Origin of the sequence: Bacillus sp. ISL-41, assembly GCF_018613235.1 — a bacterium.
GTDB lineage: Bacteria > Bacillota > Bacilli > Bacillales > Cytobacillaceae > Mesobacillus.
In genome coordinates this window covers 130,825-154,665 of sequence record NZ_JAGGQP010000008.1, presented here as the reverse complement: position 1 = coordinate 154,665, position 23,841 = coordinate 130,825, and the positions used below count along the sequence as shown (strand labels likewise).

General features: G+C 41.6%; 31 protein-coding genes and 1 other annotated feature. Of the genes, 22 read left to right on the top strand and 9 right to left on the bottom strand.

The window, feature by feature from the left end; translation table 11 throughout:
• Nucleotides 1-18 precede the first annotated feature (18 nt).
• The 4 genes from hutH to hutG all read left to right on the top strand — a co-directional run bounded on the left by hutH (nt 19) and on the right by hutG (nt 5,505).
• The gene (gene hutH / locus J7I80_RS04080) at nt 19-1,539 is read left to right on the top strand and encodes a histidine ammonia-lyase (protein WP_214736119.1); all 1,521 of its coding nucleotides are present in this window, start codon (nt 19-21) and stop codon (nt 1,537-1,539) included.
• A 28-nt stretch (nt 1,540-1,567) separates the two neighbouring features.
• Entirely contained in the window at nt 1,568-3,235 is a 1,668-nt protein-coding gene (gene hutU / locus J7I80_RS04075) for a urocanate hydratase (RefSeq protein WP_214736118.1), read from the top strand.
• Nucleotides 3,236-3,314: 79 nt separating this feature from the next.
• The gene (gene hutI, locus J7I80_RS04070) at nt 3,315-4,595 is read left to right on the top strand and encodes an imidazolonepropionase (RefSeq protein ID WP_251027578.1); all 1,281 of its coding nucleotides are present in this window, start codon (nt 3,315-3,317) and stop codon (nt 4,593-4,595) included.
• The gene (hutG, locus tag J7I80_RS04065; protein ID WP_214736116.1) at nt 4,564-5,505 is read left to right on the top strand and encodes a formimidoylglutamase; all 942 of its coding nucleotides are present in this window, start codon (nt 4,564-4,566) and stop codon (nt 5,503-5,505) included. Before hutI ends, hutG begins: the two co-directional genes overlap by 32 nt.
• A 75-nt stretch (nt 5,506-5,580) precedes the next feature.
• Here the strand turns inward: hutG and J7I80_RS04060 are convergent, their stop codons facing one another.
• The 3 genes from J7I80_RS04060 to J7I80_RS04050 form a co-directional block, all read right to left on the bottom strand.
• Entirely contained in the window at nt 5,581-6,012 is a 432-nt protein-coding gene (locus J7I80_RS04060; protein WP_214736115.1) for a spore coat protein, read from the bottom strand.
• A gap of 29 nt (nt 6,013-6,041) precedes the next feature.
• The gene (locus J7I80_RS04055; RefSeq protein ID WP_214736114.1) at nt 6,042-6,476 is read right to left on the bottom strand and encodes a spore coat protein; all 435 of its coding nucleotides are present in this window, start codon (nt 6,474-6,476) and stop codon (nt 6,042-6,044) included.
• A 134-nt stretch (nt 6,477-6,610) separates the two neighbouring features.
• Nucleotides 6,611-6,835, bottom strand: coding sequence for a spore coat protein (locus J7I80_RS04050; RefSeq protein WP_214736113.1), 225 nt, complete (start codon nt 6,833-6,835; stop codon nt 6,611-6,613).
• 204 nt (nt 6,836-7,039) lie between these two features.
• On the opposite strand from J7I80_RS04050, the gene selB reads away from it, so the two are divergent.
• Entirely contained in the window at nt 7,040-8,923 is a 1,884-nt protein-coding gene (gene selB / locus J7I80_RS04045; RefSeq protein ID WP_214736112.1) for a selenocysteine-specific translation elongation factor, read from the top strand.
• A gap of 343 nt (nt 8,924-9,266) precedes the next feature.
• Here selB and J7I80_RS04040 read toward each other — a convergent pair whose 3' ends face one another.
• Nucleotides 9,267-9,776 (bottom strand): DUF3231 family protein, encoded by a 510-nt coding sequence (locus J7I80_RS04040; RefSeq protein ID WP_214736145.1) that lies wholly within the window; start codon nt 9,774-9,776, stop codon nt 9,267-9,269.
• Between the two features lie 206 nt (nt 9,777-9,982).
• Between J7I80_RS04040 and J7I80_RS04035 the strand changes: the two genes are divergently transcribed.
• Nucleotides 9,983-10,561 carry a hypothetical protein gene (locus J7I80_RS04035; protein ID WP_214736111.1) on the top strand — a complete coding sequence of 193 codons (579 nt, stop codon included), beginning with the start codon at nt 9,983-9,985 and terminating at the stop codon, nt 10,559-10,561.
• 33 nt (nt 10,562-10,594) lie between these two features.
• On the opposite strand, the gene J7I80_RS04030 is transcribed toward J7I80_RS04035, so the two are convergent.
• A complete protein-coding gene (locus tag J7I80_RS04030; RefSeq protein WP_214736144.1) occupies nt 10,595-10,798 on the bottom strand; it encodes a YbbN family protein in 204 nt (67 codons plus the stop codon).
• A gap of 238 nt (nt 10,799-11,036) precedes the next feature.
• Between J7I80_RS04030 and J7I80_RS04025 the strand changes: the two genes are divergently transcribed.
• The 7 genes from J7I80_RS04025 (at nt 11,037) to J7I80_RS03995 (ending at nt 15,371) form a co-directional block, all read left to right on the top strand.
• The gene (locus J7I80_RS04025) at nt 11,037-11,633 is read left to right on the top strand and encodes a class I SAM-dependent methyltransferase (protein WP_214736110.1); all 597 of its coding nucleotides are present in this window, start codon (nt 11,037-11,039) and stop codon (nt 11,631-11,633) included.
• A 119-nt stretch (nt 11,634-11,752) separates the two neighbouring features.
• Nucleotides 11,753-12,874: a DNA polymerase III subunit beta gene (gene dnaN, locus J7I80_RS04020; protein ID WP_214736109.1), complete on the top strand. Its 1,122-nt coding sequence runs from the start codon at nt 11,753-11,755 to the stop codon at nt 12,872-12,874.
• Nucleotides 12,875-12,897: 23 nt separating this feature from the next.
• On the top strand, nt 12,898-13,608 hold the full coding sequence (locus J7I80_RS04015; protein ID WP_214736108.1) for a class I SAM-dependent methyltransferase: 711 nt from the start codon (nt 12,898-12,900) through the stop codon (nt 13,606-13,608).
• Nucleotides 13,609-13,653: 45 nt separating this feature from the next.
• Nucleotides 13,654-14,037: an HIT family protein gene (locus J7I80_RS04010; RefSeq protein ID WP_214736107.1), complete on the top strand. Its 384-nt coding sequence runs from the start codon at nt 13,654-13,656 to the stop codon at nt 14,035-14,037.
• Nucleotides 14,018-14,473 carry an NUDIX hydrolase gene (locus J7I80_RS04005; protein ID WP_214736106.1) on the top strand — a complete coding sequence of 152 codons (456 nt, stop codon included), beginning with the start codon at nt 14,018-14,020 and terminating at the stop codon, nt 14,471-14,473. The genes J7I80_RS04010 and J7I80_RS04005 overlap by 20 nt, the downstream gene beginning before the upstream one ends.
• An 11-nt stretch (nt 14,474-14,484) precedes the next feature.
• Complete coding sequence (locus tag J7I80_RS04000) at nt 14,485-14,658, top strand: hypothetical protein (protein WP_214736105.1); 174 nt, start codon at nt 14,485-14,487, stop codon at nt 14,656-14,658.
• A 107-nt stretch (nt 14,659-14,765) separates the two neighbouring features.
• On the top strand, nt 14,766-15,371 hold the full coding sequence (locus tag J7I80_RS03995) for a LysE/ArgO family amino acid transporter (RefSeq protein ID WP_214736104.1): 606 nt from the start codon (nt 14,766-14,768) through the stop codon (nt 15,369-15,371).
• A 50-nt stretch (nt 15,372-15,421) separates the two neighbouring features.
• Here the strand turns inward: J7I80_RS03995 and J7I80_RS03990 are convergent, their stop codons facing one another.
• Both J7I80_RS03990 and J7I80_RS03985 read right to left on the bottom strand, forming a co-directional pair.
• The gene (locus J7I80_RS03990; RefSeq protein ID WP_214736103.1) at nt 15,422-15,856 is read right to left on the bottom strand and encodes a hypothetical protein; all 435 of its coding nucleotides are present in this window, start codon (nt 15,854-15,856) and stop codon (nt 15,422-15,424) included.
• 97 nt (nt 15,857-15,953) lie between these two features.
• Entirely contained in the window at nt 15,954-16,091 is a 138-nt protein-coding gene (locus J7I80_RS03985; RefSeq protein ID WP_023614298.1) for a hypothetical protein, read from the bottom strand.
• A 204-nt stretch (nt 16,092-16,295) separates the two neighbouring features.
• Between J7I80_RS03985 and J7I80_RS03980 the strand changes: the two genes are divergently transcribed.
• The 4 genes from J7I80_RS03980 (at nt 16,296) to argS (ending at nt 19,389) form a co-directional block, all read left to right on the top strand.
• Nucleotides 16,296-16,496, top strand: a complete 201-nt coding sequence (locus tag J7I80_RS03980; protein WP_214736102.1) for a hypothetical protein — start codon at nt 16,296-16,298, stop codon at nt 16,494-16,496.
• A complete protein-coding gene (locus J7I80_RS03975; RefSeq protein WP_214736143.1) occupies nt 16,497-16,766 on the top strand; it encodes an OsmC family protein in 270 nt (89 codons plus the stop codon).
• A gap of 146 nt (nt 16,767-16,912) precedes the next feature.
• Complete coding sequence (locus J7I80_RS23230) at nt 16,913-17,389, top strand: GNAT family N-acetyltransferase (RefSeq protein ID WP_214736101.1); 477 nt, start codon at nt 16,913-16,915, stop codon at nt 17,387-17,389.
• Nucleotides 17,390-17,428: 39 nt separating this feature from the next.
• Nucleotides 17,429-17,642: a binding site (T-box leader), on the top strand.
• 43 nt (nt 17,643-17,685) lie between these two features.
• Nucleotides 17,686-19,389: an arginine--tRNA ligase gene (gene argS / locus J7I80_RS03965; protein ID WP_214736100.1), complete on the top strand. Its 1,704-nt coding sequence runs from the start codon at nt 17,686-17,688 to the stop codon at nt 19,387-19,389.
• Nucleotides 19,390-19,424: 35 nt separating this feature from the next.
• On the opposite strand, the gene J7I80_RS03960 is transcribed toward argS, so the two are convergent.
• Complete coding sequence (locus J7I80_RS03960; RefSeq protein ID WP_214736099.1) at nt 19,425-19,721, bottom strand: HesB/YadR/YfhF family protein; 297 nt, start codon at nt 19,719-19,721, stop codon at nt 19,425-19,427.
• A gap of 141 nt (nt 19,722-19,862) precedes the next feature.
• Nucleotides 19,863-21,026 (bottom strand): TIGR04053 family radical SAM/SPASM domain-containing protein, encoded by a 1,164-nt coding sequence (locus J7I80_RS03955; RefSeq protein ID WP_214736098.1) that lies wholly within the window; start codon nt 21,024-21,026, stop codon nt 19,863-19,865.
• A 249-nt stretch (nt 21,027-21,275) separates the two neighbouring features.
• On the opposite strand from J7I80_RS03955, the gene J7I80_RS03950 reads away from it, so the two are divergent.
• From J7I80_RS03950 to J7I80_RS03930, 5 genes are all read left to right on the top strand, one after another.
• The gene (locus J7I80_RS03950; RefSeq protein ID WP_214736097.1) at nt 21,276-21,746 is read left to right on the top strand and encodes a hypothetical protein; all 471 of its coding nucleotides are present in this window, start codon (nt 21,276-21,278) and stop codon (nt 21,744-21,746) included.
• Nucleotides 21,747-21,876: 130 nt separating this feature from the next.
• Nucleotides 21,877-22,080 carry a DUF1657 domain-containing protein gene (locus J7I80_RS03945; protein ID WP_214736096.1) on the top strand — a complete coding sequence of 68 codons (204 nt, stop codon included), beginning with the start codon at nt 21,877-21,879 and terminating at the stop codon, nt 22,078-22,080.
• Between the two features lie 57 nt (nt 22,081-22,137).
• Nucleotides 22,138-22,341 (top strand): DUF1657 domain-containing protein, encoded by a 204-nt coding sequence (locus J7I80_RS03940; protein WP_214736095.1) that lies wholly within the window; start codon nt 22,138-22,140, stop codon nt 22,339-22,341.
• Nucleotides 22,342-22,351: 10 nt separating this feature from the next.
• Nucleotides 22,352-23,212 (top strand): DUF421 domain-containing protein, encoded by an 861-nt coding sequence (locus J7I80_RS03935; protein ID WP_214736094.1) that lies wholly within the window; start codon nt 22,352-22,354, stop codon nt 23,210-23,212.
• Between the two features lie 102 nt (nt 23,213-23,314).
• Nucleotides 23,315-23,746, top strand: a complete 432-nt coding sequence (locus J7I80_RS03930) for a hypothetical protein (protein WP_214736093.1) — start codon at nt 23,315-23,317, stop codon at nt 23,744-23,746.
• The last annotated feature ends 95 nt before the right edge of the window (nt 23,747-23,841 follow it).

Genomic DNA, 23,841 nt, shown 5'->3' with positions numbered 1-23,841 from the left:
GATCAGGAGGTTACGAAAATGGTTGTTTTAACAGGTGAAACGTTATCTTTGGAGCAAATCAGACAGGTTTGTTATCTCGACGAGGTAGTCGCTATCAGTCCCGATAGTATGAAGAAGGTTTCTGAAAGCAGGGAAGCCGTAGAGAAAATTGTAGCCGACAAGCGTACGATTTATGGAATCAATACAGGATTCGGCAAATTTAGTGATGTCATCATTAATGAACAGGATGTCAATGCCCTGCAGTTAAACTTGATCAGGTCACATGCATGCGGAGTTGGGGAGCCATTTCCAGAGGTCGTTTCCCGAGCGATGGTCTTACTCAGGCTCAATGCCTTGATTAAAGGGTTTTCCGGGATCAGGCCGGTAATCGCTGAGAGGCTGAAGGAATTGCTCAACCTGCAGATCCACCCGGTTGTCCCGCAGCAAGGCTCGCTTGGCGCTTCGGGTGATTTGGCGCCGTTATCACATCTGGCACTAGTACTGTTAGGTGAGGGCAAAGTGTTTTATGAGGGAAGGGTTTGTGCAACAGAAGAGGCTTATAAGAAAGAAGGGCTTGAGCCAATTGTACTGCAGGCGAAAGAAGGTCTTGCCCTGATAAATGGAACTCAGGCAATGACGGCAATGGGTGTTGTCAACTGGATTGAAGCAAATGATCTGGCCCATCAGTCAGAGTGGATCGCTGCCCTGACAATGGAAGGTCTTGAAGGTGTCATTGACGCATTCCATCCTGCGATTCAAGAAGCGCGCGGCTACCAGCAGCAAATGGATGTAGCGGAGCGCATGAGAGATTTATTGGCTGGAAGTAAGCTGACGACACGACAGGGTGAAAAAAGAGTCCAGGATGCCTATTCACTAAGATGCATTCCTCAGGTACATGGTGCCTCGTGGCAGGCGCTTGATTATGTAAAAGAAAAGCTGGAGATTGAAATGAATGCGGCAACGGATAATCCGCTGATTTTTGATGGTGGAGAAACCGTCATTTCGGGAGGCAATTTCCATGGGCAGCCAATAGCGATTGCGATGGACTTTATGAAAATAGCAGTTGCTGAATTTGCAAGTATCTCTGAAAGAAGGATTGAAAGATTGGTAAACCCGCAACTAAATGACCTGCCTCCATTCTTGAGTCCACAACCGGGACTTCAGTCTGGTGCGATGATCATGCAGTACAGCGCTGCGTCACTAGTTTCTGAAAATAAGACTCTCGCTCATCCTGCTAGCGTGGATTCCATCCCATCCTCTGCCAATCAGGAGGATCATGTGAGCATGGGAACGATTGCTGCCCGTCATGCACACAGTATCATCCAAAACGTTAGGCGCGTTCTGGCAATTGAATGTATTTGTGCCCTGCAGGCAGTCCAATATCGTGGTATTGATAAAATGTCACCTAATACAAGGGGCTTCTATGAGGAAGCAAGAAAAATAGTTCCCTCCATTACTGAGGACAGAATTTTCTCTGAAGATATCGAAAGACTTGCAGAATGGCTAAAAAAAAATAAACCGCAGTGGACAGCTATAAAAAGACAGGAAAGCCTGGTTTGAAATTTGAAAATTGAGGAGAGTGGAAAAAATGGCGATTGAAGCAAAACGCAATATTAAAGCAAAAAAAGGTCTTGAACTTGAATGTAAGGGATGGGAGCAAGAAGCTGCATTGAGGATGCTTTATAACAATCTTGATCCAGAGGTCGCTGAAAAGCCGGAGGATCTAGTTGTATACGGCGGAATTGGCAAAGCGGCACGGAACTGGGAGGCATTCGACGCAATTGTTGAAACGCTGCGCAGGCTGGAAAATGATGAGACGATGCTTGTTCAATCAGGTAAACCTGTCGCTGTTTTCAAAACGCATAAGGCAGCACCAAGAGTATTAATTTCTAATTCTGTACTGGTACCTAAATGGGCGAATTGGGACCATTTTCATGAACTTGATAAAAAAGGCTTGATGATGTACGGACAAATGACTGCAGGAAGCTGGATTTATATTGGTTCACAGGGAATCCTTCAGGGCACATATGAAACATTTGCCGAGGTTGCGAGACAGCACTTTGGCGGCACCTTGAAAAATACTATTACGTTGACAGCTGGACTTGGAGGCATGGGTGGAGCGCAGCCTCTCGCAGTCACGATGAACGATGGGGTGTGTATTGCTGTAGAGGTCGATCCAGAACGGATCCAAAAGCGGATTGATACCCGATATTGCGACAGGATGACACATTCAATTGATGAAGCCATTGAGTGGGCTAAGGAAGCCAAGCATAAAGGAGAAGCTCTATCAATCGGTCTGGTCGGAAATGCAGCCGAAGTCCATCTTGAATTATTGTCCAGGAATTTTAGAGTTGATATTGTAACGGACCAGACTTCTGCACATGACCCGCTAAATGGATATATTCCCGTTGGTCTTACTTTGGAGGAAGCAGCTAAACTTCGCGTGGAAAATCCTGAAGAGTATGTAAAGCAATCATCTTTCTCAATGGCTAAGCACGTGGCATCCATGCTTGAATTCCAACGGAGAGGTGCAGTTACATTTGATTACGGCAATAACATCCGTCAGGTTGCCAAGGATCAGGGGGAGGAGCATGCTTTTGATTTCCCTGGTTTTGTTCCTGCTTATATCAGGCCCCTGTTCTGTGAAGGAAAAGGACCGTTCCGCTGGGCAGCTTTATCAGGAGATCCGGCTGATATCCACCGGACAGATGAATTGATCAAGGAGCTTTTTCCGGAAAATGAAGCCCTTCAGCGCTGGATTGACATGGCCCAGGAAAAGGTGGAATTCCAGGGTCTGCCTTCACGGATTTGCTGGCTTGGCTATGGTGAGCGAGTGAAAATGGGATTGGCAATCAATGAACTCGTTCGAAAAGGTGAATTGAAAGCGCCGATCGTAATTGGACGCGACCATTTAGATAGTGGGTCCGTTGCCTCTCCAAATCGCGAAACAGAAGCAATGAAAGATGGCAGCGACGCAGTCGGTGACTGGGCGATCCTCAATGCACTTGTCAACGTCGCAGCTGGTGGCTCTTGGATCTCTGTCCATCATGGCGGCGGCGTAGGCATGGGATATTCCCTTCACGCAGGAATGGTCGTAGTGGCTGATGGCACAGACCTTGCTGAAGAAAGGCTTAGAAGAGTACTGACTACAGATCCCGGAATGGGCGTAGCCCGCCACGCAGATGCAGGCTATGACAAAGCGATCGAAACAGCGAAAGAAAAAGGCGTCGATATCCCGATGCTCCCTGAAATGTAACTAGCAGTATTTGGGGTAAATGAAATATATATTGAACAGAAATCAACAGCCTGATTTTAGAAAGAAAGGGTGGAGAAGATTGACATACGATTTGATTATTCATAATATCGGCCAGCTTATTTTACCCAAAAGCTCTGACAAGCCACTAAAGGGGCATGCCATGAAAGAGCTGAACATACGTGAGAACGCAGCAATGGGAATCCTGGATGGGAAAATTGCCTGGCTGGGTTCGAATGCTGAAGCCGGAGCACTTAAAGCTTCCGAAAAAATCGACGCACAGGGAAAGGTTGTTTCCCCTGGTCTCGTTGATCCTCATACTCATTTGGTTTTTGGAGGATCTCGTGAACATGAACTATCCTTGAAGCAAGCTGGAGTACCTTACTTAGAAATCCTCGCTCAGGGAGGCGGAATTTTATCCACGGTAGGATCTACTAAAAAAGCGACAGAGGAAGAATTGTTTGAAAAAGCTTCCTTCCATCTGGAGAGAATGATTTCTTACGGGGTCACGACTCTGGAAGCTAAAAGTGGATATGGCCTGGATGCAGATACAGAGATCAAGCAGCTGAGAGTGGTCCGAAAATTAAAGGAAAAGTACCCCGTTTCTGTCGTTTCGACATTCCTCGGCGCGCACGCTGTTCCGCCAGGTTTTAAAGGGAAAGAAGATGAGTTCCTGGAAGAAATGGCAAAGTTGTTCGATGATATCAAGAATGCCGAACTTGCCGAGTTTGTCGATATTTTTTGCGAGACAGGTGTATTTACCATCGAACAGTCAAGGAAGTTTCTACAACTGGCAAAAGAAAAGGGATTTGGCTTGAAGATCCACGCTGATGAAATTGATCCGCTTGGAGGCACTGAACTGGCGGTGTCACTTGGAGCTGCAAGTGCAGACCACCTGGTTGCAGCCTCCGATGAAGGAATCAGACAGCTCAGCGAAGGGGATACAGTCGCTGTGTTATTGCCTGGAACGACATTTTACCTCGGGAAGGACCACTACGCACGTGCGAGAAAGATGATTGATGAGGGTGCGGCAGTCGCTTTAGCGACAGATTTCAATCCGGGAAGCTGTGTTACTGAAAACCTGCAGATGATTATGTCATTGGCTGCATTGAAGCTGAAAATGTCTGCGGAAGAAATCTGGAATGCCGTCACAGTCAATGCTGCGCATGCAATCGGAAAAGCATCCGAGGCAGGGACATTAGCAGAAGGTCGATCAGCAGATTTGGTCATCTGGGATGTTCCTAACTATAAATATATTCCGTACCACTTCGGTGTGAATCACGCACAAAGTGTTTTCCATTCTGGTAAAAAACTTTGGGAAAGGACCGCTTATGGTGAAATTCAGTTATCTTCAGCCCGGTAAGCCTGCGGTTTTCAAGGATCGATTTGTCACGAAGGTAAATGAGTGTCTTATACCTTATTCAGAAGGTGAGAAAGGGGACATTGGCTTAATCGGTCTTCCCTTCTCTAAAACATCGATTTCTTTATCACAGGCTTCAGATGCGCCGAAAACAATCAGGGCAAGCATGAGTTCATTCTCCACTTTTTCAGGTGAAAAAGAGAAAGATTACAAGGGGATTAGCATCATTGACTTTGGCGATGTGCATACCCATCCCACTGATTTGGAGGAATCCATCGAGAGACTGCATATCAGTGTTGGGGAGATGCTTGAAAAGAACGCCTGTCAAAGGTATATCATGCTGGGTGGTGACCACGGTATCAGCTATCCTTCCATACGCGCTTTCAAGGAACATTACGGTGAAGTAGGGGTTATTCAATGGGATGCACATCATGATGTAAGGAACCTGGTTGATGGCGGACGGACAAATGGCACGCCATTCCGAAGTCTTATTGATGGTGGTCACCTGAAGGGTGGCAATCTTGTCCAGATAGGGATTCGAGATTATGCGAACGCGAAGGAATATCATGATTATACAAAGGATAACGGGATTTCTGTCTATACAATGGAAGATATAGAGATTACAGGAATAATCCCAATCATAAAAAAGGAACTGGAAAGACTAGCTGAATTAGTAGATTTTATCTACTTATCTGTTGACATGGACGTCGTAGATCAGGCTTTCGCGCCAGGTTGCCCGGCAATTGGACCGGGTGGGATAACCAGCAGGGAATTACTAGCGAGTATCGCCGCTGCCGCTTCCCATGAAAAAGTTAAGGCGATGGATATCGTAGAAATAGATCCATCGAAAGACTTCCGGGATATGACAAGCAGACTGGCAGCCGGCGCTATGCTGCGTTTTATGTACAATTGACTCACAAATCAAACAGCCTGCAGACTGTTTTAAATGTCTGCAGGCTGATCTTTTTTGGTCAAAAATGAGGGGATATTATAGAATATCCAGCTTGGCAACCAGGGTAACCAGAATCTGCAGGAGCGCCTGGATATTCACGGCGATATCAGTATCAGTTGTCTTGACCTCAACATGTTTTGAACCTTCAATAATGGTTTTTTGTGTATTTCGCTGTTTAGTTTTGATTACTTGTTTGATTTCATTGACGACAGCTTTACCTTTCTCAGAATCCCCAATCGCAATGCTAATGACAGCAGCAATTGCAGCCTGGAGTCCAAGTTGAAGGGAGATGGCAGCCTGAGTATCAGTTGTGTGGACATCAATGCATTCTGAATCTTTGATGATAATCCATTCAAAAGACTGTTGCTTTGTGACCATTTTTTGATCGGCTTCCTGCGTCACATCCGCTTCATTTCCCTTTCCAGTGTCACAATGATCCATTGCTCTCCATTTTTTTTCTTTGCTCATCATTTTCACCTCTTTCAAGATTTAATAGATTACAGAATGTCCAATTCAGCAACGAGGGCAACCAGAACCTGCAGTAATGCCTGAACATTGACTGCTACATCTGTATCAGTGGTAGTGACGTTGACATCTTTGGAATTATTGATGATGATTTTCTGTGTGTTCGACTGTTCAGTGCCCATTTCCTGAATTAGCTGCTGGGCGACGTACTGGCCTTGATCAGAATCGCCAATTGTGATGCTGATGACTAATGCGATAGCTAACTGAAGGGCAACCTGCAAGGAAACCGCAGCTTGTGTATCGGTAGTATGAACCTTGATGTTGCAAGAGTCTTTAACCCAAATTAATTCATCAGAGTCCTGCTCGGTATACTCCAACTGGATTGCCTCCTGCTCCACATCTGCTTTTTTCTTGCAGCTTTTACCAGAATGGTGCGGTTTATGGTGATCATGATAATAGTTTGACATTGCTTTCACTCCTTTTAATCTAGTATGGAATATCTTATTAATGAAACCTTCGGATAGCTTGTGTATATACCCTAAATAGAGTCCCATTTTGAAAAAATAGACACCCATTTATAGGGTGTCTGGGGGTTAGTCTATTATTTTTTCTCTGAATCTTTTTTAGGCTTGCTGTTAGCATTGACGAATGACTCCACTTGCTTGCTTAAGTCTTCAACTAATTCTTTTATGGCCATTTTCTTATCATCCGTGATCTTATCCTTTATATCCTTTTTGCTAATACCGTTTTTCTGCAGGATGTCTGTTACAAACAGGTCAACAAGACTATTTGGGATTGGGTTTGGCTTTTGTTGATTGTCACTCAATTTAATCACTCCCTGAAAATTATTTCGTCTTATTAATATATGAATGAAAATTAGATATGGACAGGGCGGAAATCTTATACTTGAGGATGTTCTTAAGTTTTCAGCATGAATAGGCAGAATAATAATTGTCTGATTTCCGTTGCTTGAACTATTTTGCTTTTAAAGTTAGAGTTATTTTATACATATCAAAAGAAGGTGTAAGGATTGAGCAAGAGGTATTTTACCATTGGGATGGCAGGTCATATTGACCACGGGAAAACATCGCTGACTAAAGCGTTAACGAATGTGGATACTGACCGCCTGAAAGAAGAAAAGGAACGGCAGATATCAATTGAACTTGGATTTGCGCCATTATATGAGGATGAGGATCTGCAAATTTCCGTTGTGGATGTTCCGGGACATGAGCGCTTCATCCGCCAGATGATTGCCGGTGTTGCTGGAATTGACCTTGTAGTACTGGTAGTTGCTGCGGATGAGGGTGTCATGCCACAAACACGGGAACACCTCGATATTCTTGGATTCCTCGGAATCCGTTCAGGTATTATTGCAATTACAAAAATTGACCGGGTTGAAGAAGAGTTCGTTGAACTTGTGAAAGATGATATTCTTGGTGAACTTGAAGGGACAGTCTTTGAGGATGCGCCGTTTATGATGGTCGATAGTCTATCTAAAAAAGGAATTCATGAATTAAAAGATTTGATTATAGAAACGCTGAAAGAGCAAGAAATGCGTGATGCTAAGGGGGCCTTCCGGCTGCCGATTGACCAGGTATTTACAGTTAAAGGCCAAGGTACCGTCGTCCGAGGTACTGTTTACGAAGGGACAGTCGAAGAGGGCCAGCTGCTAAAAGTCCTGCCGTCTGGAATTGAAGTGAGGGCACGTCAGCTGCAGGTGCATCATCAGCCGGCAAAAACGGCTTTCGCCGGCCAGAGGGCAGCCATCAATCTATCGGGGGTTTCGAAGGATGACCTTGAACGCGGGGAAGTCCTGGTTTCCTCTGAACACTTTATTGTTACGAATACGATTGATGTCGCTATAAGAGTGGTCGAGGACCTCGAGCATTTGGTAAAACAAAGGACGCCAATTAAGTGTCATATCGGCACCGCCGAAGTAATGGGACGGATTGTCTTTTTTGACCGAAATGAACTAAAAGAAGACAATGGGGAAATCCTTTGTCAGCTGCGTTTGGATGAAAAAATTGTTACGAAGCGCGGAGACCGGTTCATTGTCCGCAGGCCAAGCCCTCAGGAAACGATTGGCGGCGGATGGGTAATTGACCCGCGTGGAAATAAATATCGATTTGGTCAGCAGACAATAGAAGAACTGGAGAAAAAGAAGGCAGGTACACCAATTGAACGAATGAATGCCGCTTTATATGAAGCAAAGAGTTTATCTGTGGAAGACCTGATTAAGCGGACTGCTCTAGATGAAGGATCGATTTTGGCCAATCTGAACGATGACCAGTTTGTCCGGGTTTCGAATAAGGAATATGCCCTTGTCTCAGTTGTCGAACTCATTGAAGAGGATATCAAGGACCGGCTGGGAGATTACCATCTGGAAAACCCTATGAGAACCGGGATGAACAAAGCTGAGCTGCTTCAGTCACTGCAAAAATCTTTCTCGAAAACTTTGCTTGAATTCATTATTGATAATGGCACCAATAAGGGCTTATTTTCCAGGAAAGAACAGTATATTTACCTTGCAAGCTTCGTTCCTCATGTCCCGAAAAACTGGGTGAAGCGGACAGAGAATATGCTTAACGAACTCAAGGAAGATGGCCTAAAAGTTGCTTATCTGAATGATTATATAAAAAATGCCGGCATCCCGGACTCCATAGCAGTTGAGTTGAAACGCTTCCTTGAAGACCAGGGAGAGATTGTCCTGCTTGATGATCAGTATGCCTGGTACGGAGCTCATTTTGCCGATGCGGTTGAGAGACTAAGAAAATATACAGGGGATGAGTTTGAGGTACCCCAAGCTAAGGAAGCCGTGGAGTTATCGCGAAAATACATGATTCCTTTCCTTGAGCGTCTCGATGCACTCGGATACACAAGAAGAATTGAAAACAAGAGGATTTGGCGGAAATAGTTAAAGGTGAGCTCACATTGATTGTAGTATGGAATATGTATTCCACCGCTATTCAATGATTTATACCGAACCCGGGCCTACTTCGGACAACTTTTAAAGAAATCAACGGAAAGTTGTCCGAACCTGGGTCAACTTCAGACAGCTTTGAGAGAAATGCAACGGGATTTTCTATATTGAAAGGCTTCGGGGTAACTTCGGACAAAAGTAGAAGTTGAGCAGCAAAATTTTGTCCGACTCGAACAATTCCCAGGGCGAATCACCATGTACAATAAATAATCAATCTAAAACAGCAGACCACTTTGGCCTGCTGTTGTCCTTCAATAAGTTTACATAACAATATTATTTAACTCTCGGTAGATTTCACTTGCAATGGAGGAGGAATTAACCATCCTTTTGTTTTATTCAGTTTTAGCATCTTAGCTCCGAATTGTGCTTTGGCCATATGGAACTGTCCATACATTACTCCAATGTCCTCCCTGATGGCTTGACCAATCATCGTGCTGGCAGCTACTAAGCCTTCCGCAACGTCCTTCGAAACTGCAGCGGCAATTTCAGGGTCACTGAATCTTGCTCCCGGTGGAATATCTTCCAGATGGGCAACCGGGCGTTCAGGAAGTGAGGGAGGAAGACCAATCCCGTTTGACTTAAGCAATTCCGCAACCTGCTTGTTTTCTTCCTGCATTGCTTCAATGGCTTCTTGAACAAGCTTTTTTAGATCCTCATCACCAATATGATTGATAAATGTCTGGTAAGCTGCAATTAGTCCGTGATTGACGGATAAATGGCTCCACGTGCCATATACCTCACCATAATGCATTGGTTCATCTTTAGGATTCCCGCTTAATATACCCATGATTGCACTCCTTATCGTTTCTATATTCATGCTTTGTCTCCTTATGAAAGGAAGTTGATCCATTAATTATTTTGCTATATACAAAGGTATTCATACCCTAATCTAAATGGAAATTTATATGTTAAAATTCAGTCAATCTTAATGCATTATATCTATCTTCCGTGTTGAATACGTATGTTACAGTATAGGTGAAAGGGTGATTTCTATTGAACAAGACAGTATTGACAGTTATTTTAACAACCAGTGTTTTGTTTGCTGGCTGTAGTGATGAACAGGCAGATGTCACCGTCCAAGATCAGAAGACGATTGAACAGGCGGCTTTGGATAGTGGGATTGAAACTGCCAATATTATTTTTACTGATAAGACAAATAATAAAGATGCTTTTTCCATATACGAAAAAATCAATGGGTATGGTGTCATTCAGTATGTAAAAGAAGATAAAGGTTGGCAATATCGAGGAGCTTCAGGTTTTGAACAATCTGGCTCCGGTCCCACCGATCCTATTTCCTTTGGGGCATCAACATGGTTACAGGGAGAGTATTACCAGAACGGGAGTAATACATATAGAACCGTGTTTATTGGAGAAATCTTTCAGCCCGAAATCGAGAAGATTATTCTAGAGGTTAACAATCGCAAGTATAATGCCGAAATCATAACAAGCAATAGCAGGAAATACTGGTATCATCAATCGGATGTTGAAAATGCACAAAGCCTTGTGACTAAAATTTCTGCATATTCATCACAAGGAAAATTAATATATGAAAACAACCTAAACCTGGAATAATGAAAAAGAGCTTGGTTTTGCCCAAGCTCCTCCTCATTCACCGAAAAAACCTTCGTAAATTCTGTTAAGATCTTCCCTTAGCTTTTCAACCTGGACAAATCTGGCTTCCCTTAAATATTCTCGCCCGTCTGCATAGAGGACGATCACGGGAACGGTAAAGGCCATCAGGAAACCCGCTATTTCTTCGACCTTTCCAGCATTGACTAGGCCGGTTTTAATTTTTGGGAAATCCTTCATCACTTCCTCAACCTGAGGAAGCAGACCATGGCAGACACTTCAACTGTCAGTCAACACATAAACAAAGCTTAATTCATTATCGCTGATCAAGCTTTTGACTTCGTCCATCGAAAATAATTCTTTCAACTTAATCCACCTCCTTATCTTTTTTTACCCATTAAAAAATAGGTTAGCCTTATGTTCTTTAATCATACTAAAAAAAGGGTATTGGGTATAATAATCAGGAAGGAGTGAGAGTATGGGAAATCCGTGGAATGAGCGATTTGGCTCTGAGCAATATGTTTATGGTGAAGAGCCGAACCTTTTTATAAAAAAACAGGCAGATAGGCTCGAGAAGGGAAGAAAAGTTGTATGCTTCGCTGAAGGTGAAGGCAGGAATGCTGTTTACCTTGCACGGCAAGGTCTTGAAGTAACAGCCTATGATTATGCGCAGAATGGCTTGGAAAAAACTGAAGCACTGGCTCATCGTTATGGAGTAAATATCAAAACAAAACAAAAAGATTTAATCCAGGATGAGGTACCAGTTGAGGAATTCGATGCAGCCATCATGGTTTTTGGCCATTTTTCCAAGCAGGACCAAAAAACAGTATTCGACAAACTTGTATCGGCTGTCAAACCTGGAGGCATAGTCATGCTTGAAGTATATTCAGAGGACCAGATCCAATATGGAACAGGCGGGCCCAAAACATTAGATATGCTATACGATCCAGCTGACCTTTTACAATGGCTGAAAGGGTTCAAAATAATGCATTTCTTTTACGGAGAACAGGAACGAGTTGAAGGTCAATTGCATACCGGAGTAGGGCATGTAATCCAGGCAATAATCGAAAAATAAAGCTTTGTATATTCAGCGATTCTTCTGGAAAAGAAGGTCGCTTTTTTTTCTAGTTTTACAAGGATTTTCCAAAATTTTGTCGAATTAAATTATATAGGTGAAATGAAGGGGAAAAGGTCATGAAATTTAAAATTGATAGAAGCAGTTTTTATGAAGCAATATCTGAATTAAGCAGGAGTATATCAGCTAAAGCAGAGCCGCAAATCATGAATGGAATGAAAATGACAGCTCATGCTGAAGGGTTGACTCTTATCGTCAGCAATCATTTATTTTTTGTTGAAAAAACAATCCCTCTCGAGGCTGAAGGAAATTTGACTGTTTATGAAACAGGAAGCGTTGTGGTTCCTGCAAAATATTTAGGTGAATTGGTGAAAAAGCTCCCTGAAGAACTGATGGTTGAGTTAATTGATCTGCATAAACTATCAATCAAGACTGAGGAAATCTCTGTCGTGTTGAGCAGTTTTGACGTTGAGGCATATCCTAACACTCCAGTCCTGGATCTTCGTAAGAGTGTCCAAATACCTGGCCTTCTGTTAAATGAAATGATAAGCCAAACGGCGTTTGCTGCTTCGACAATTGATAACCGCCCAGTTTTGACCGGGTTGCTGGTCACTTTACAGGATAACAAAATGATATGTGCAGCCACCAATTCCCACAGATTAGCGATGAGAGAAAGCGAAGTTGAAATTGATATCGAAGGTTCCTATATAATACCGCTAGCATCAGTTAAAGAATTGATGAGACTATTCAGCAGTGCCAAGGATTTGATTACTATATATGTTTGTGAAAATTACCTCGTATTCAAAACTCTAAATCTAGCAATGTCCACAAGATTAATTGAAGGAAATTATCCTAATCTTAACAGTCTTATTCCAGCACATCCAAAGACAATGATTACTGTCCAAAATTCCAAATTATTAAAAGGAATCGACCGCGCCAGTTTATTTAATCGGGAATCAAGGAACAACAATGTGAAATTGGAATTAATAAATGGAAGCACCCTTAAGATTACCTCATATTCCCCGGAATTAGGCAAAATTGAAGAAACTCAGCAAATCATGGATGTATATGGTGAAAAGGAATTATCACTATCGTTGAACAGCACCTTTTTAATCGAGGCGCTAAAAGCTTTTACGGAAGAAGAAGTTACGTTGAATTACTCAGGATCAATGAGGCCGATATTAATAAAACCAAACAGCAACAAACGTCACCTCCACCTTATATCACCGGTGAGAGGGTAAACACGAGATTTTGGAGGGGAATTATGAAAGAAACCATACATAGTTACGAGGATTTATTAACAATGCTGGATCATCTTCTTAAAGAAAAAAGTGAGTTCAATTGGGATCAGTTTTACTCTGACCGGGAAAGAAAAGTTCCTTTTTTTGAAAACCATCCCGATGAGAATTTAGTGGAGTATATGGAAAAGAGCAGGATAACAGCGGGAAAAGCGCTGGAGTTAGGCTGTGGACCTGGAAGGAATGCAATTTATTTGGCCCGAAATGGCTTTAATGTCCATGCCGTCGACCAGTCGGCAGAAGGACTGGAATGGGCTATAGAAAGGGCAAAAGAACAGAAGGTACATGTGAATTTTATTCAACGTAATATTTTTGATTTGGATATTGAAGAGGGTACTTACGATCTTGTCTATGATTCTGGCTGCTTCCACCATATCCCGCCGCACAGGAGAATGGATTATATCTGCCTCGTTAAAAGAGCCTTGAAGCCTGGTGGTTCCTTTGCGCTAACCTGCTTTGTAGAGGGTGGAGAGCTTGGCGGGGCAGACATTTCCGATTGGGAAGTATACAGAGGCAGAAGCATGCGAGGCGGTTTGGGCTTTTCTGATGAAAAACTCAAAGGAATTTTTCATGATTTCACAGCGGTTGAAATCCGGAAAATGAGAGATATGGAAAATGAGACAAAACAATTTGGAAAATCGGCGTTATTAGCTGCGTTATTCAAAAAAGAAACTTAGCTCATTGTTCCGAAGTGGAGAAAAATAATGAAAAGAGGTGTTTAAATGTTTGCTGAACCAAGATGGGAGGATTTCTATTGTGAAGAGGTATTATCCGGCAAAACCCAGGTAGAAAAGGTGTTTGAAACGGAGCACACTCTCGCGTTTTACCACACTCGGCCATATTATGAGGTTCATATTATTGTCATTCCCAAAAAACATATTTTATCTTTTTTGTCAGTTTCCAATGAGGAAGCCGAAATCATGAGTGATGTTCTCCATGTAGTAAAGCAGGCTGCTTCTATGCTTGAAAAGGATTATGGCGCATGCACGATTTCTACAAACACTGGAAAATACCAGAGCAATAAGCATATGCACTGGCATGTCCACTTTGGTGCAAGGGTGCGTGACGAGCAAGGACGGTTGCTTCATGGTCACGAAGCAGAATAATGGTTTTGAATTGATAGAAATTCTAGAAATCAAAGAAAAGGATATGGGGCAATACCAGCCGCTGGCTGGATCGTATGCCATTATTAAGGTGAAGGGTCAATATTTAATTGGATACAACACCTTCAGGCAGCAATGGGAAGTGCCGGCAGGAAAGAGGGAGAAAGGCGAAACACCTTTGGATTGCGCTCGAAGAGAACTTCTTGAAGAAACAGGACAATCCATCGTTGATCTTAAATTTGTTGGCCTGGCGAGGGTGAAAAACTACCTGAACGGAGCTGAAAAGTTCAATCCAGTATACTACTCGGCAACTAACTCTTTGCGCCCCTTTCAACAAAACGAAGAAATGTCTGATATAAGACTCTGGGATCTTGAAGAAAATCTACACATTGACCAGGTTGATTTGGCAATATTAGATTTTGTGAGTCTATTAAAATAAAGGAGTAAAAAATGAAAAAGAAATTAAATGTCTCTCAAGTTCTTTTCGCAAGCTTCTTTATCGCTACAATCCTAACATTCGCCAATAATATAATTGCTTGGGAAAATAAAATCTACTCTGGCATCTTTGCATTTATTATCACTTTAGCTGTTTTCAGTATCTCAGAGAAAATATTAAAAGATTAATTGAAAAGGACTTTGTGCTAAGTCCTTTTCTTTTGTGAAAATTGTCATGGCAGTCGTTTGCTGCCTTGGAATAAATTCAGTTGTATTGAAGAAGGAGAAGTAGACTTATGCTAGCAGCAGGAATTCATGGTTTCATCCTCGCTTTCGGGCTGATCCTTCCGTTAGGAGTCCAAAATGTGTTTGTCTTCAATCAGGGATCGATACATAAAAAATATAGGAACGTATTGCCTGTTATCCTGACAGCTTCGATAAGTGATACACTCTTAATCACTTTGGCTGTTCTGGGTATATCGGTTATCGTTCTTCAGATTGCCTGGCTAAATACATTGCTTTTATCAGCAGGGATACTTTTTTTAATCTACATGGGTTATTTAACCTGGAGAAGTAAGCCATCTGAAGTTACAGCTGAACAGGAGGCCTTTTCCCCAAAAAAACAAATAACCTTTGCTGCTTCGGTTTCTTTGCTTAATCCCCATGCGATCATGGATACGGTCGGAGTGATCGGAACGAGTTCTCTTACCTATTCGGGACCAGCGAAATTCACTTTTGCTCTCGCCTGTATCTTAACTTCATGGATCTGGTTTTTCGCCCTTGCTTTTGTTGGCCGTCAAGTGGGGAGGTTAGGAAAATCAAAGGGTTTTCTCGGTATCATAAATAAGATATCGGCTATGATTATGTGGGGAACAGCTATCTATTTGCTACTTAATTTTTAATCCGCATAAAAATTGAGTTCTCCATAGTGAATGAAGGACTCTATTTTTATTCATCGTCTCCTCCGTCGTTTAAGAGATTGGACAGTTGCCTCGAGTTCTTCAATACGACTGCTTTGTTCGGCCAGCAGTACCTTTGTTGCACCCAACTGCTCTCTCAACTCGCCCAATTCTGATGAAAGCTTGTCGAGCTTATGATTTAAGCTTGTAGTGCTTGACTCCTCTTTATTTATTTCTGTCTTATTCAATGTCTTTGAAATCATGGATAAAGTAGTTGGATTTACCATACCCTGTACAGCACCCATCAGAGAATTAAGGGTATCTGTATTTAATTCACTTTTCCCAGGTGGGTTAATAAGCTCAGATACTTTCTCGTTAGTGTCCTCTGGTAATTTCTTCAACACCGCTTGAGAAAAATTAAGTATTTCACTTAATGACGGATCTTTTTTTAAAGATTCAAGATGGGGCTTTAGATCTTTCTCATTCATTAAAGATCATCCTTTCTGTTTAATTAAGATCTCCCCAGCTAATACCGGTATAGCCAGGGAGACTGTAAGGAACTTCAGGTCACAAATCTTTCAGAGATTAAGCAGCACCGTTTTCTACAGCAATTACTTCACCGATGCAAGTGTAAAGGACATCAGCTAACGCATCCTGACCCAACAAGATTGCAACGACCAAAGCAAGAGCCAGCAAAAGAACAACAATCGCAGTGATTAACATCTCTCCACCTCCTTCCGTTTTAGAAGATAGGTAAGATCCGAACCTTACAACAACATCATATGAAAAAATATCGGACGAGCATCAGCTTGTATCATAGAATAAAAAAGTCGGGCTGCCTTTTTTAAAAGAAATTAGGTTATTATTTGAAAAATTGCGCAGTTTCTTATATGTTGGAGTCAGAAAAACAAGGAGGGATCGTATAAGTTGTCAGAGCCAATTGCGCTAACGAAGATTGCAGTGTTCCAAAAAGATACTCCCAACAAAATCAGGGAGGCATACATTGAGGGTTTTAGTGAGCCTTTGATTTTTGGCGTCCATGGTGGTGTAAAGCAGTTCTATGGTGTAAACCCGGAGGTAGAATATCCGTCAACGCTTGACCATATTGTTTCTGCAGCAGGCGGCTGACTGGTCGGAACCCTATCTGGCGCGCTGGAGGCGCGTAAAATACCAACTTTCCCTGATAAAGTCATGGCTAAAGTCCAAGGAACAATTGAAGCACCGGAAGGAGTCCTTAAAATCACGAAAATCAGCTGTCACTATGAATTGAAGGTCCCTGCAGGAAAAAGTGAAGCTGCCGAAAGAGCATTGAATGTCTTTGAACAAGGGTGTCCGGTCGCACAAACATTAAAGGGCTGTATTCAGTTTACACATACTTGGCATATAGAAGAATACTAGTATAATGAGTCCTTATCTAATAAGATGAGGGCTCATTTTTGCTTTATTTACAGGGTGATTTATAGATTAATTTTTCTAATGATAAAAAGGATTTCCGGTTAAATGCACGAATTCTTATTTATAACTTTTAAAAAAGGGGAATCCATGTGATTGATTTAGTACGTGTAAAACAAGAAGAGGAACAAATTCTTCAAAGTTTAGTCCAATTTTATATTTACGAATTTACCGTCTTTCAGGATATCAAGCTTGAAGTGAATGGCAGCTTTGCTCCATTTGATTTACAACCATATTGGTCTGAAGCAGATTTACATGCTTTTTTTATCATGCATGATGGGGACCTTGCAGGTTTTGCAATGGTTGAAAGTGGAGACCCCAATGTCATCCTTGAATTTTTTATCATGAGGAAATTCTACCGGAAGGGATTTGGAAAGGATGCGGCCGTCAAGCTTTTTGATCTATTCCCTGGGAACTGGAGTATTACCCAGGTTGAGAAAAATGAGCCGGCAAGGAACTTTTGGCGCAAGGTAATTGGAGAGTATACCGGCGGCAACTATATTGAAAAGTATGATGAACACAAGCGTTCAATCCAAGAATTTAATTCGCTGATGGTCGTGAAAAATTGATTGCAAAATGGTTCATTGATTGTTTATAATGGTAAAAATATCAAATCGATGAAAAAGAGAGTAATTATTCTAAACTTGCTATAGCGAGCCAGGGACGGTGGAAGCCTGGTGCAAATGAATGATGAAGCGCACTTTTGAGATGCTTGCCTGAAAACGAGTAGGGCCGGCCGGGATTTACCCGTTATCAACGAAAGCAGGTTCTTTATTATGGAACAATATGAGTGGTACCGCGGGATAAACTCTCGTCTCTTATTTAAGAGACGGGAGTTTTTTATTTTTATTAGGGAGGTTTTTTAATGAATTATGTAAAACTGTTTTCAGAATTGCTTGCCGCTCGGATCGATGGCCTTCTTTCTTCTAATGAAATAGAGGTGTTAATTGAGAAACCGAAATTTCTGCAGCAGGGAGACTTAGCGTTTCCATGTTTCCAATTGGCGAAAACGATGAGGAAGCCACCATTTGAAATTGCCAAAGAATTAAGTTTACGCTTGCAAAGCCGGGTCGATGAACCATTCGATCGGTTTGAAGCGGTTGGCGGCTATGTAAATGCATTTTTAAATAAGTCTAAAGTCGCCAAAGAACTTTTAAATGAAATTCAGCAAAAGAAGAACCATTATGGTGATTCTGATATTGGTGAAAGTCAGACTATAACAATTGACCTTTCCTCGCCCAATATCGCTAAACCATTTTCCATGGGTCATCTGCGGTCTACCGTTATAGGGAATTCACTTTCGCTTATTTATGAAAAATGTGGTTACAGAACAGTAAAAATCAATCATCTAGGTGACTGGGGAACTCAGTTTGGCAAGCTAATCACGGCATATAAGCTTTGGGGAAATGAGGAAAAAGTGAAGGCTGAACCGATTCAGGAGCTGCTTGCGCTGTATATAAAATTTCATGAAGCCGCAGAAAGTCAGCCTCAGCTTGAACAAGAGGGCCGCGACTGGTTCAGACGTCTGGAAAATGGGGATCCTGAAGCACTTAGACTTTGGAAGTGGTTTAAGGATGAATCATTGAAGGAGTTTAAGAAGATATACAATCTTTTGGAAATAGAGTTTGATTCATATGCTGGTGAAGCTTTTTATAATGATAAGATGGAACCAATCGTGGAAATGCTGCGAGAAAAGGGACTGCTTGATGAATCTGATGGGGCACAAGTAGTCAAATTGGATGACATAGAACTTCCGCCTTGTCTTATAACAAAATCAGATGGTGCCACCTTGTATGCTACAAGAGATTTAGCTGCGGCCATGTACAGATTCGAAGAGTATAGTTTTGTGAAATCAATATATGTGGTTGGCAATGAACAAAGCCTTCACTTTAAACAGATAAAAGCAGTGCTTGAAAAAATGGGTTTTCCATTGGCGGATGGTATTACTCATATTCCATTTGGGATGATGTTAAAGGATGGCAAAAAAATGTCCACAAGAAAAGGCAAGGTCGTTTTGCTTGAAGATGTTCTCAAAGATTCTATTCAGTTGGCGGAAAGAAATATAGAAGAAAAAAATCCATCTTTGGTCAATAAAATAGATGTTGCCAAAATGATTGGTACCGGTGCAGTTGTTTTTCATGATCTTAAGAATTTCCGCATGAATGATATTGAGTTTTCCCTTGATGAGATGCTAAAAGTAGAAGGCGAAACAGGACCTTATGTTCAGTATACAAATACCCGGGCACAATCATTGTTGAAAAAGGTGGCATTTCAAGATGAATCTGTGAATGAGGACACCAATCTGGCAGCTGTTGCTGAATGGCCAGTGATCACTGAGCTGCAAATATTCCCGGATACCATCAAGAAAGCGGTTGAAAGAAATGATCCATCCCTTGTTGCTAAATATGTCCTCAATCTGTCACAGGCGTTTAATAAATATTACGGAGAAGTGCGGATCCTTGGAAATGATGCGGAGAAGAATGCGCGGCTCCAGTTAGTACATGCTGTCAGCATTGTCCTCGAGGAAGGGCTTAGAATATTGGGGATCAAAGCTCCAAAAGAAATGTAAAAGAGTCCCAGGTTAATACAGGGACTCATTTGAGTTTAATTGTGTTCTATATAATTGGCGAATAATTCACCAGCGGTGTCGCTGTACTTAAGTTCAACATCTGTCTCATCAAAAAACCATGTATCATTTGCTTCAACATAAAAGGTAATTCCGTCAATCTCATGCTGTTCGGCGGCAATGGCAGGAGCTTCAAGCGAGAAGGCCAGGCTATAGCCCTTGTTCTTGTCGCCAAACCCGGCATATTGAGGGTAAAGGCGGATGTGAAACGGTTTAGGTGTATCAAATTCTTTTTCAAACCATTTGTATGCGTTTTGATCAATCTTGATTGTCATCTTTGCACCATCCTTTCGTTAGTTTTATTGTAAAACCTGAAAGGTCTTGGCTGCCGTGCTTTATGTCACAGTTTTGGCGATGTCATGAAAGTGTCAAAGATGATAAAAATAAATACAGCTCCTAAGAAGGAGCCGATGATGTTAAACCTTTGTTTCCTTTTTACGCATTGCCTCTGGAATATGGACACAGAATGGTTCGCTGTCCATATAGTCTCCAGTCACTGCATACGTTCTGGAGCGTGAACCCCCGCAGACAAAGCGGAATTCGCATACACCGCATTTGCCTTTATATTTGTCAGGGTTCCGCAAGTCTTTGAAAATAGGGGAATTTCGATATATATCAGCCAAAGGCCTTTCACGGACATTCCCGCCAAAAAGCGGCAGCAGTCCTGATGGCATAACATCACCAGTGTGAGAAATAAATAAAAATCCGTTTCCGTCATTTACCCCTTTTGGTGCTCGCTTCAAGCCATCAGTCATAGAGGCCATATCTTTAGTCAAGGTATCCTCATACCGAATCCCATCTGCCTTATTAACCCTGTTTTCCCGCGCCTTTTGTTGAAATACTACACGTCGGTAATGCTGGGCCGCAGTAGTTTTAATATCGTATGGTGCGGATTTGCTTAATTCATAAAGCCACCTGAACACCTTTTCATGTTCAGCTGGAGTCAGGCAGGCATCTACCTGCCCCCGGCCTGTAGGCACCAGCAAGAAAATGTACCACATGACTACCTTGAGTTCTTTCATTAATTCCGCCATTTGTTCAAGATGGTTGTAATTGTAGCGGGAGATAACTGTATTAAGCTGCAAAGGCATGTTTAAATCATTCAGGTATTTCACTTTTTCGATTGTAAGGTCGAACGAACCAGGAGTGCCGCGGAAATGGTCATGGATCTCAGGGGTGGGACCATCAAGGCTGAAAGCCCATCTTGAAAGTCCTACTTCCTTCGCCCTTTCCATTTTTTCTTTTGTCACATTATCTGTGGCGCTTGGTGTCATGGAGACCCTCATACCCTTTTTAATCGCATAATCAGCAAGGTCAAACAGATCCTCTCGCATCATACAATCTCCACCCGTAAATACGAGCATGGGATTTCCCATTTCATAAATTTGGTCGATCAATTTTATACCTTCTTCAGGCGTTAATTCCCTTGGGTCCGGTTTATTCTGGGCGTCTGCCCTGCAATGCAGACATTTAAGCTGGCAGGCCCTTGTCACTTCCCAGATAACGATATAAGGATTTTCATTAAAATCAATCACAGCAGGATGTCCAACCGAAGGATGGGAAAATCGAACTTCATGCATATTCATCACCAACTTTTTATCAATTATTTATTCATTATAAAATAAGAGATGTTATACGCATGTAATGAATGTTACATACTATCGAAAATGGATTACACCAGGAAAAAGTTTATAAGGTATATAAGAAATTGTATAAAATTACCAAACGCAAAATATTGATTTTGATTAAAAGTTAACTGAAAATTTGAAACTTTTTTGCTGATTTCCCCGTCTATTTAATGGGAAGCAATCCGGAAATGGGGGATCGCGGTGAAGAAGTCTGTTCCGTGGCTAATATTGTCTTTCTTGTTTTTATTATGTGTAATCAGCTGGAGCACTTATAGCCGTTATAAACCTGTTCCTCCTGATTTAGAAGTGGTTGTAGCAAAACATACTATTGAGATTAAGCCTGTAACATATTCCTTGAGTAAATGGGGGCGGACTTCTGCGGCAGATAATAATATCGATCCTGCTGTCCTTGCAAGGGAATCTAACCCGATCATTGTTGAATCTGGTGATAACATTAAACTCTTATTTGAACAATCACCTGATTCTGTGAAATGCTACTTATGGGAAATGAAATCGGGAAAGCTCGCATATGAAGGGTTAAAAGGATACCCTATCAACCTTGAGGATTCGAATGTAGCTTCTGGTGATTATGCACTGGAAATCCGCGCAAGATGGGAAAACGGCTACGTATTATATAACACAAGAATTATGGTGAACGAAGATAAAAAATAACCTGCCATTGGTTTGCTTAAAGCATGCTGGTGGCTTTTTGCATTGAAATAACTATTTAGCCTGGCATATTTCTTTTCAGCCTAGTCATACTAAAACAGTACAAATAATTCTGTAGAAAGAAGGGACCATGATGACAGTTGGAGCGCAAGTAAAACAAACAATTGCTGGTCTAAAAAGTGCTCAGGCAAGTTTAGAAACGTTTGCACTTGGAACAGATAATCAGCAAGCTAAGCAACTTTATCAGACAGCTGCCCAACAAACTCAGGCAGTTATAGATAGCATTCAACCACGTCTGCAGGAAATTGTACAAGAAGAACCACAATATAAACAGTGAAACTGAAGGAGGGCAGGGGGAACCCGCCCTTTTCCTATATACACAGGGGGGAAACAAATGACAATCGCATCAGACGTTAACCAGGTCCTTTCAACGATTAAAGGAATCGAAGCACAGTTATCTTCTATGGCATTGAATACCAATATTCCTGAGGCAAGCAAAGTTTTTCACGAAACGATGCTGGTCATAGGAGAAATAAAAACGGACCTGCAAAACAGGAAAACTCAGCTTGAAATGGAAGAGCCACAGTATAAAAGCTAGAGGTGAGAAAATGAATGAATGGATGCACATTATTATATCGTCTGTCTTGTTTGTAGTGACTTTGTTTGCAATTACGAAAATTGGCGGAAAGAAACAACTGTCGGAGCTGTCCTTCTTTGAATATGTTTCGGGTATCACGATAGGAAGTATTGCTGGTGAAGTAATAATGGGTCTTGATGGGAATTTATTTCATGGGGTATTGGCCATTGTAATATTCGGATCCTTTACATATTTGCATGACCTCATCGGAATCAAAAGCAAGAAGTTCAGAGATTTATTTGAAGGAAAGGCAACGGTAATAATTAAAGATGGAAAAGTGATGGAAGAGAATTTAAAGAAGGAAAAATATACAATCGATGAATTGAATTCATTATTAAGACAGAAAAATGTTTTTAAGACTGCAGATGTTGAGTTTGCTGTCCTGGAGCCAAAGGGTGATTTAAGTGTTTTGCTAAAGAAAGAATTGCTACCACTAACACCAAAGGACTTGGATATGCAGGTAGCTCCTGAAAAAGAAACATATACTGTCATAATGGATGGAAATGTCTTGAATGACCAATTAGCATCATCTGGTAAAAACAAAGGATGGCTGGATATTGAGCTAGCTAATTTAGGAGTGACGCTAGACAATGTTTTTTTAGGCCAAGTAGATTCTTATGGGAAGTTATTCATTGATACGTACGATGACCAAATTCAAATTCCATCACCTCAGCCGAGGAAATTATTGCTGGCTATGCTTAATAAATGCCAGGCAGACCTTGAATTATTTGCTCTTGCGACAGAGTCTTCGAGTACTAAGGCAATGTACAATAAGAATGCCAAAAAATTGGAGAAAGCCATCCGAAAAATAAAGCCATTTTTGAAAGAATAATCAGCTGCTTATGTAATCTTTTTCCGGTATATCGATCGGCAGAAATCAAATACTAATTGATGGAGGAGATGACTCCTCTAATTTAAAAAGGGGTGCTGCCGGATGAATAGATCTGCATGGATTTCTGCGTTAATGAGATCAAATATACCTCAAAACATGATGAAAATGTTCGGGTACAGACCTAAAAGAAATCGCTCCATGACGTTTTCGATTATGGGAGTTGTAGCAAGTGCAGCAGCAGCTTTTATTTTTCGAAATCGAATGGGAGATGGAATGAGGCAGCTTTTCCAGAATACCAATCCAAGTACTGCTTTTAATAAGCCGGTAGCTGCAGGGATAACAGAATTTGCAAAAGAAATAACGTCTGGTTTAGATACGAACAAGACAAACAAAACTACAGGTTTCCATTCAACAAGCTCTACAAATCCGGAGAGCAGTCAAATGATCAACCAAATTGCATCAGCTGCCAAAGAAACAGGAAATAGCGAACAGGTGGATCACTTAGCTAATCAATTAATCAAGCGCAACCTTTAATACATGTAAACGTAAACCCCGCTGTCATGACAGCGGGGTTGTTTTGATTTTCTATCAAGAAAAATCGATATTTGTTCAACTTATTAGGTCATTTT

What these genes read in the sequence shown, in the direction of transcription:
- hutH (WP_214736119.1), top strand. Translation starts at nt 19, where the DNA reads ATGGTTGTTTTAACAGGTGAAACGTTATCTTTGGAGCAAATCAGACAG.
- hutU (WP_214736118.1), top strand. Translation starts at nt 1,568, where the DNA reads ATGGCGATTGAAGCAAAACGCAATATTAAAGCAAAAAAAGGTCTTGAA.
- hutG (WP_214736116.1), top strand. Translation starts at nt 4,564, where the DNA reads ATGGTGAAATTCAGTTATCTTCAGCCCGGTAAGCCTGCGGTTTTCAAG.
- J7I80_RS04060 (WP_214736115.1), bottom strand. Translation starts at nt 6,012, where the DNA reads ATGAGCAAAGAAAAAAAATGGAGAGCAATGGATCATTGTGACACTGGA.
- J7I80_RS04055 (WP_214736114.1), bottom strand. Translation starts at nt 6,476, where the DNA reads ATGTCAAACTATTATCATGATCACCATAAACCGCACCATTCTGGTAAA.
- J7I80_RS04040 (WP_214736145.1), bottom strand. Translation starts at nt 9,776, where the DNA reads ATGGGTATATTAAGCGGGAATCCTAAAGATGAACCAATGCATTATGGT.
- J7I80_RS04030 (WP_214736144.1), bottom strand. Translation starts at nt 10,798, where the DNA reads ATGAAGGATTTCCCAAAAATTAAAACCGGCCTAGTCAATGCTGGAAAG.
- J7I80_RS04025 (WP_214736110.1), top strand. Translation starts at nt 11,037, where the DNA reads ATGGGAAATCCGTGGAATGAGCGATTTGGCTCTGAGCAATATGTTTAT.
- dnaN (WP_214736109.1), top strand. Translation starts at nt 11,753, where the DNA reads ATGAAATTTAAAATTGATAGAAGCAGTTTTTATGAAGCAATATCTGAA.
- J7I80_RS04015 (WP_214736108.1), top strand. Translation starts at nt 12,898, where the DNA reads ATGAAAGAAACCATACATAGTTACGAGGATTTATTAACAATGCTGGAT.
- J7I80_RS04010 (WP_214736107.1), top strand. Translation starts at nt 13,654, where the DNA reads ATGTTTGCTGAACCAAGATGGGAGGATTTCTATTGTGAAGAGGTATTA.
- J7I80_RS04005 (WP_214736106.1), top strand. Translation starts at nt 14,018, where the DNA reads ATGGTCACGAAGCAGAATAATGGTTTTGAATTGATAGAAATTCTAGAA.
- J7I80_RS04000 (WP_214736105.1), top strand. Translation starts at nt 14,485, where the DNA reads ATGAAAAAGAAATTAAATGTCTCTCAAGTTCTTTTCGCAAGCTTCTTT.
- J7I80_RS03995 (WP_214736104.1), top strand. Translation starts at nt 14,766, where the DNA reads ATGCTAGCAGCAGGAATTCATGGTTTCATCCTCGCTTTCGGGCTGATC.
- J7I80_RS03990 (WP_214736103.1), bottom strand. Translation starts at nt 15,856, where the DNA reads ATGAATGAGAAAGATCTAAAGCCCCATCTTGAATCTTTAAAAAAAGAT.
- J7I80_RS03985 (WP_023614298.1), bottom strand. Translation starts at nt 16,091, where the DNA reads ATGTTAATCACTGCGATTGTTGTTCTTTTGCTGGCTCTTGCTTTGGTC.
- argS (WP_214736100.1), top strand. Translation starts at nt 17,686, where the DNA reads ATGAATTATGTAAAACTGTTTTCAGAATTGCTTGCCGCTCGGATCGAT.
- J7I80_RS03960 (WP_214736099.1), bottom strand. Translation starts at nt 19,721, where the DNA reads ATGACAATCAAGATTGATCAAAACGCATACAAATGGTTTGAAAAAGAA.
- J7I80_RS03955 (WP_214736098.1), bottom strand. Translation starts at nt 21,026, where the DNA reads ATGCATGAAGTTCGATTTTCCCATCCTTCGGTTGGACATCCTGCTGTG.
- J7I80_RS03945 (WP_214736096.1), top strand. Translation starts at nt 21,877, where the DNA reads ATGACAGTTGGAGCGCAAGTAAAACAAACAATTGCTGGTCTAAAAAGT.
- J7I80_RS03940 (WP_214736095.1), top strand. Translation starts at nt 22,138, where the DNA reads ATGACAATCGCATCAGACGTTAACCAGGTCCTTTCAACGATTAAAGGA.
- J7I80_RS03935 (WP_214736094.1), top strand. Translation starts at nt 22,352, where the DNA reads ATGAATGAATGGATGCACATTATTATATCGTCTGTCTTGTTTGTAGTG.
- J7I80_RS03930 (WP_214736093.1), top strand. Translation starts at nt 23,315, where the DNA reads ATGAATAGATCTGCATGGATTTCTGCGTTAATGAGATCAAATATACCT.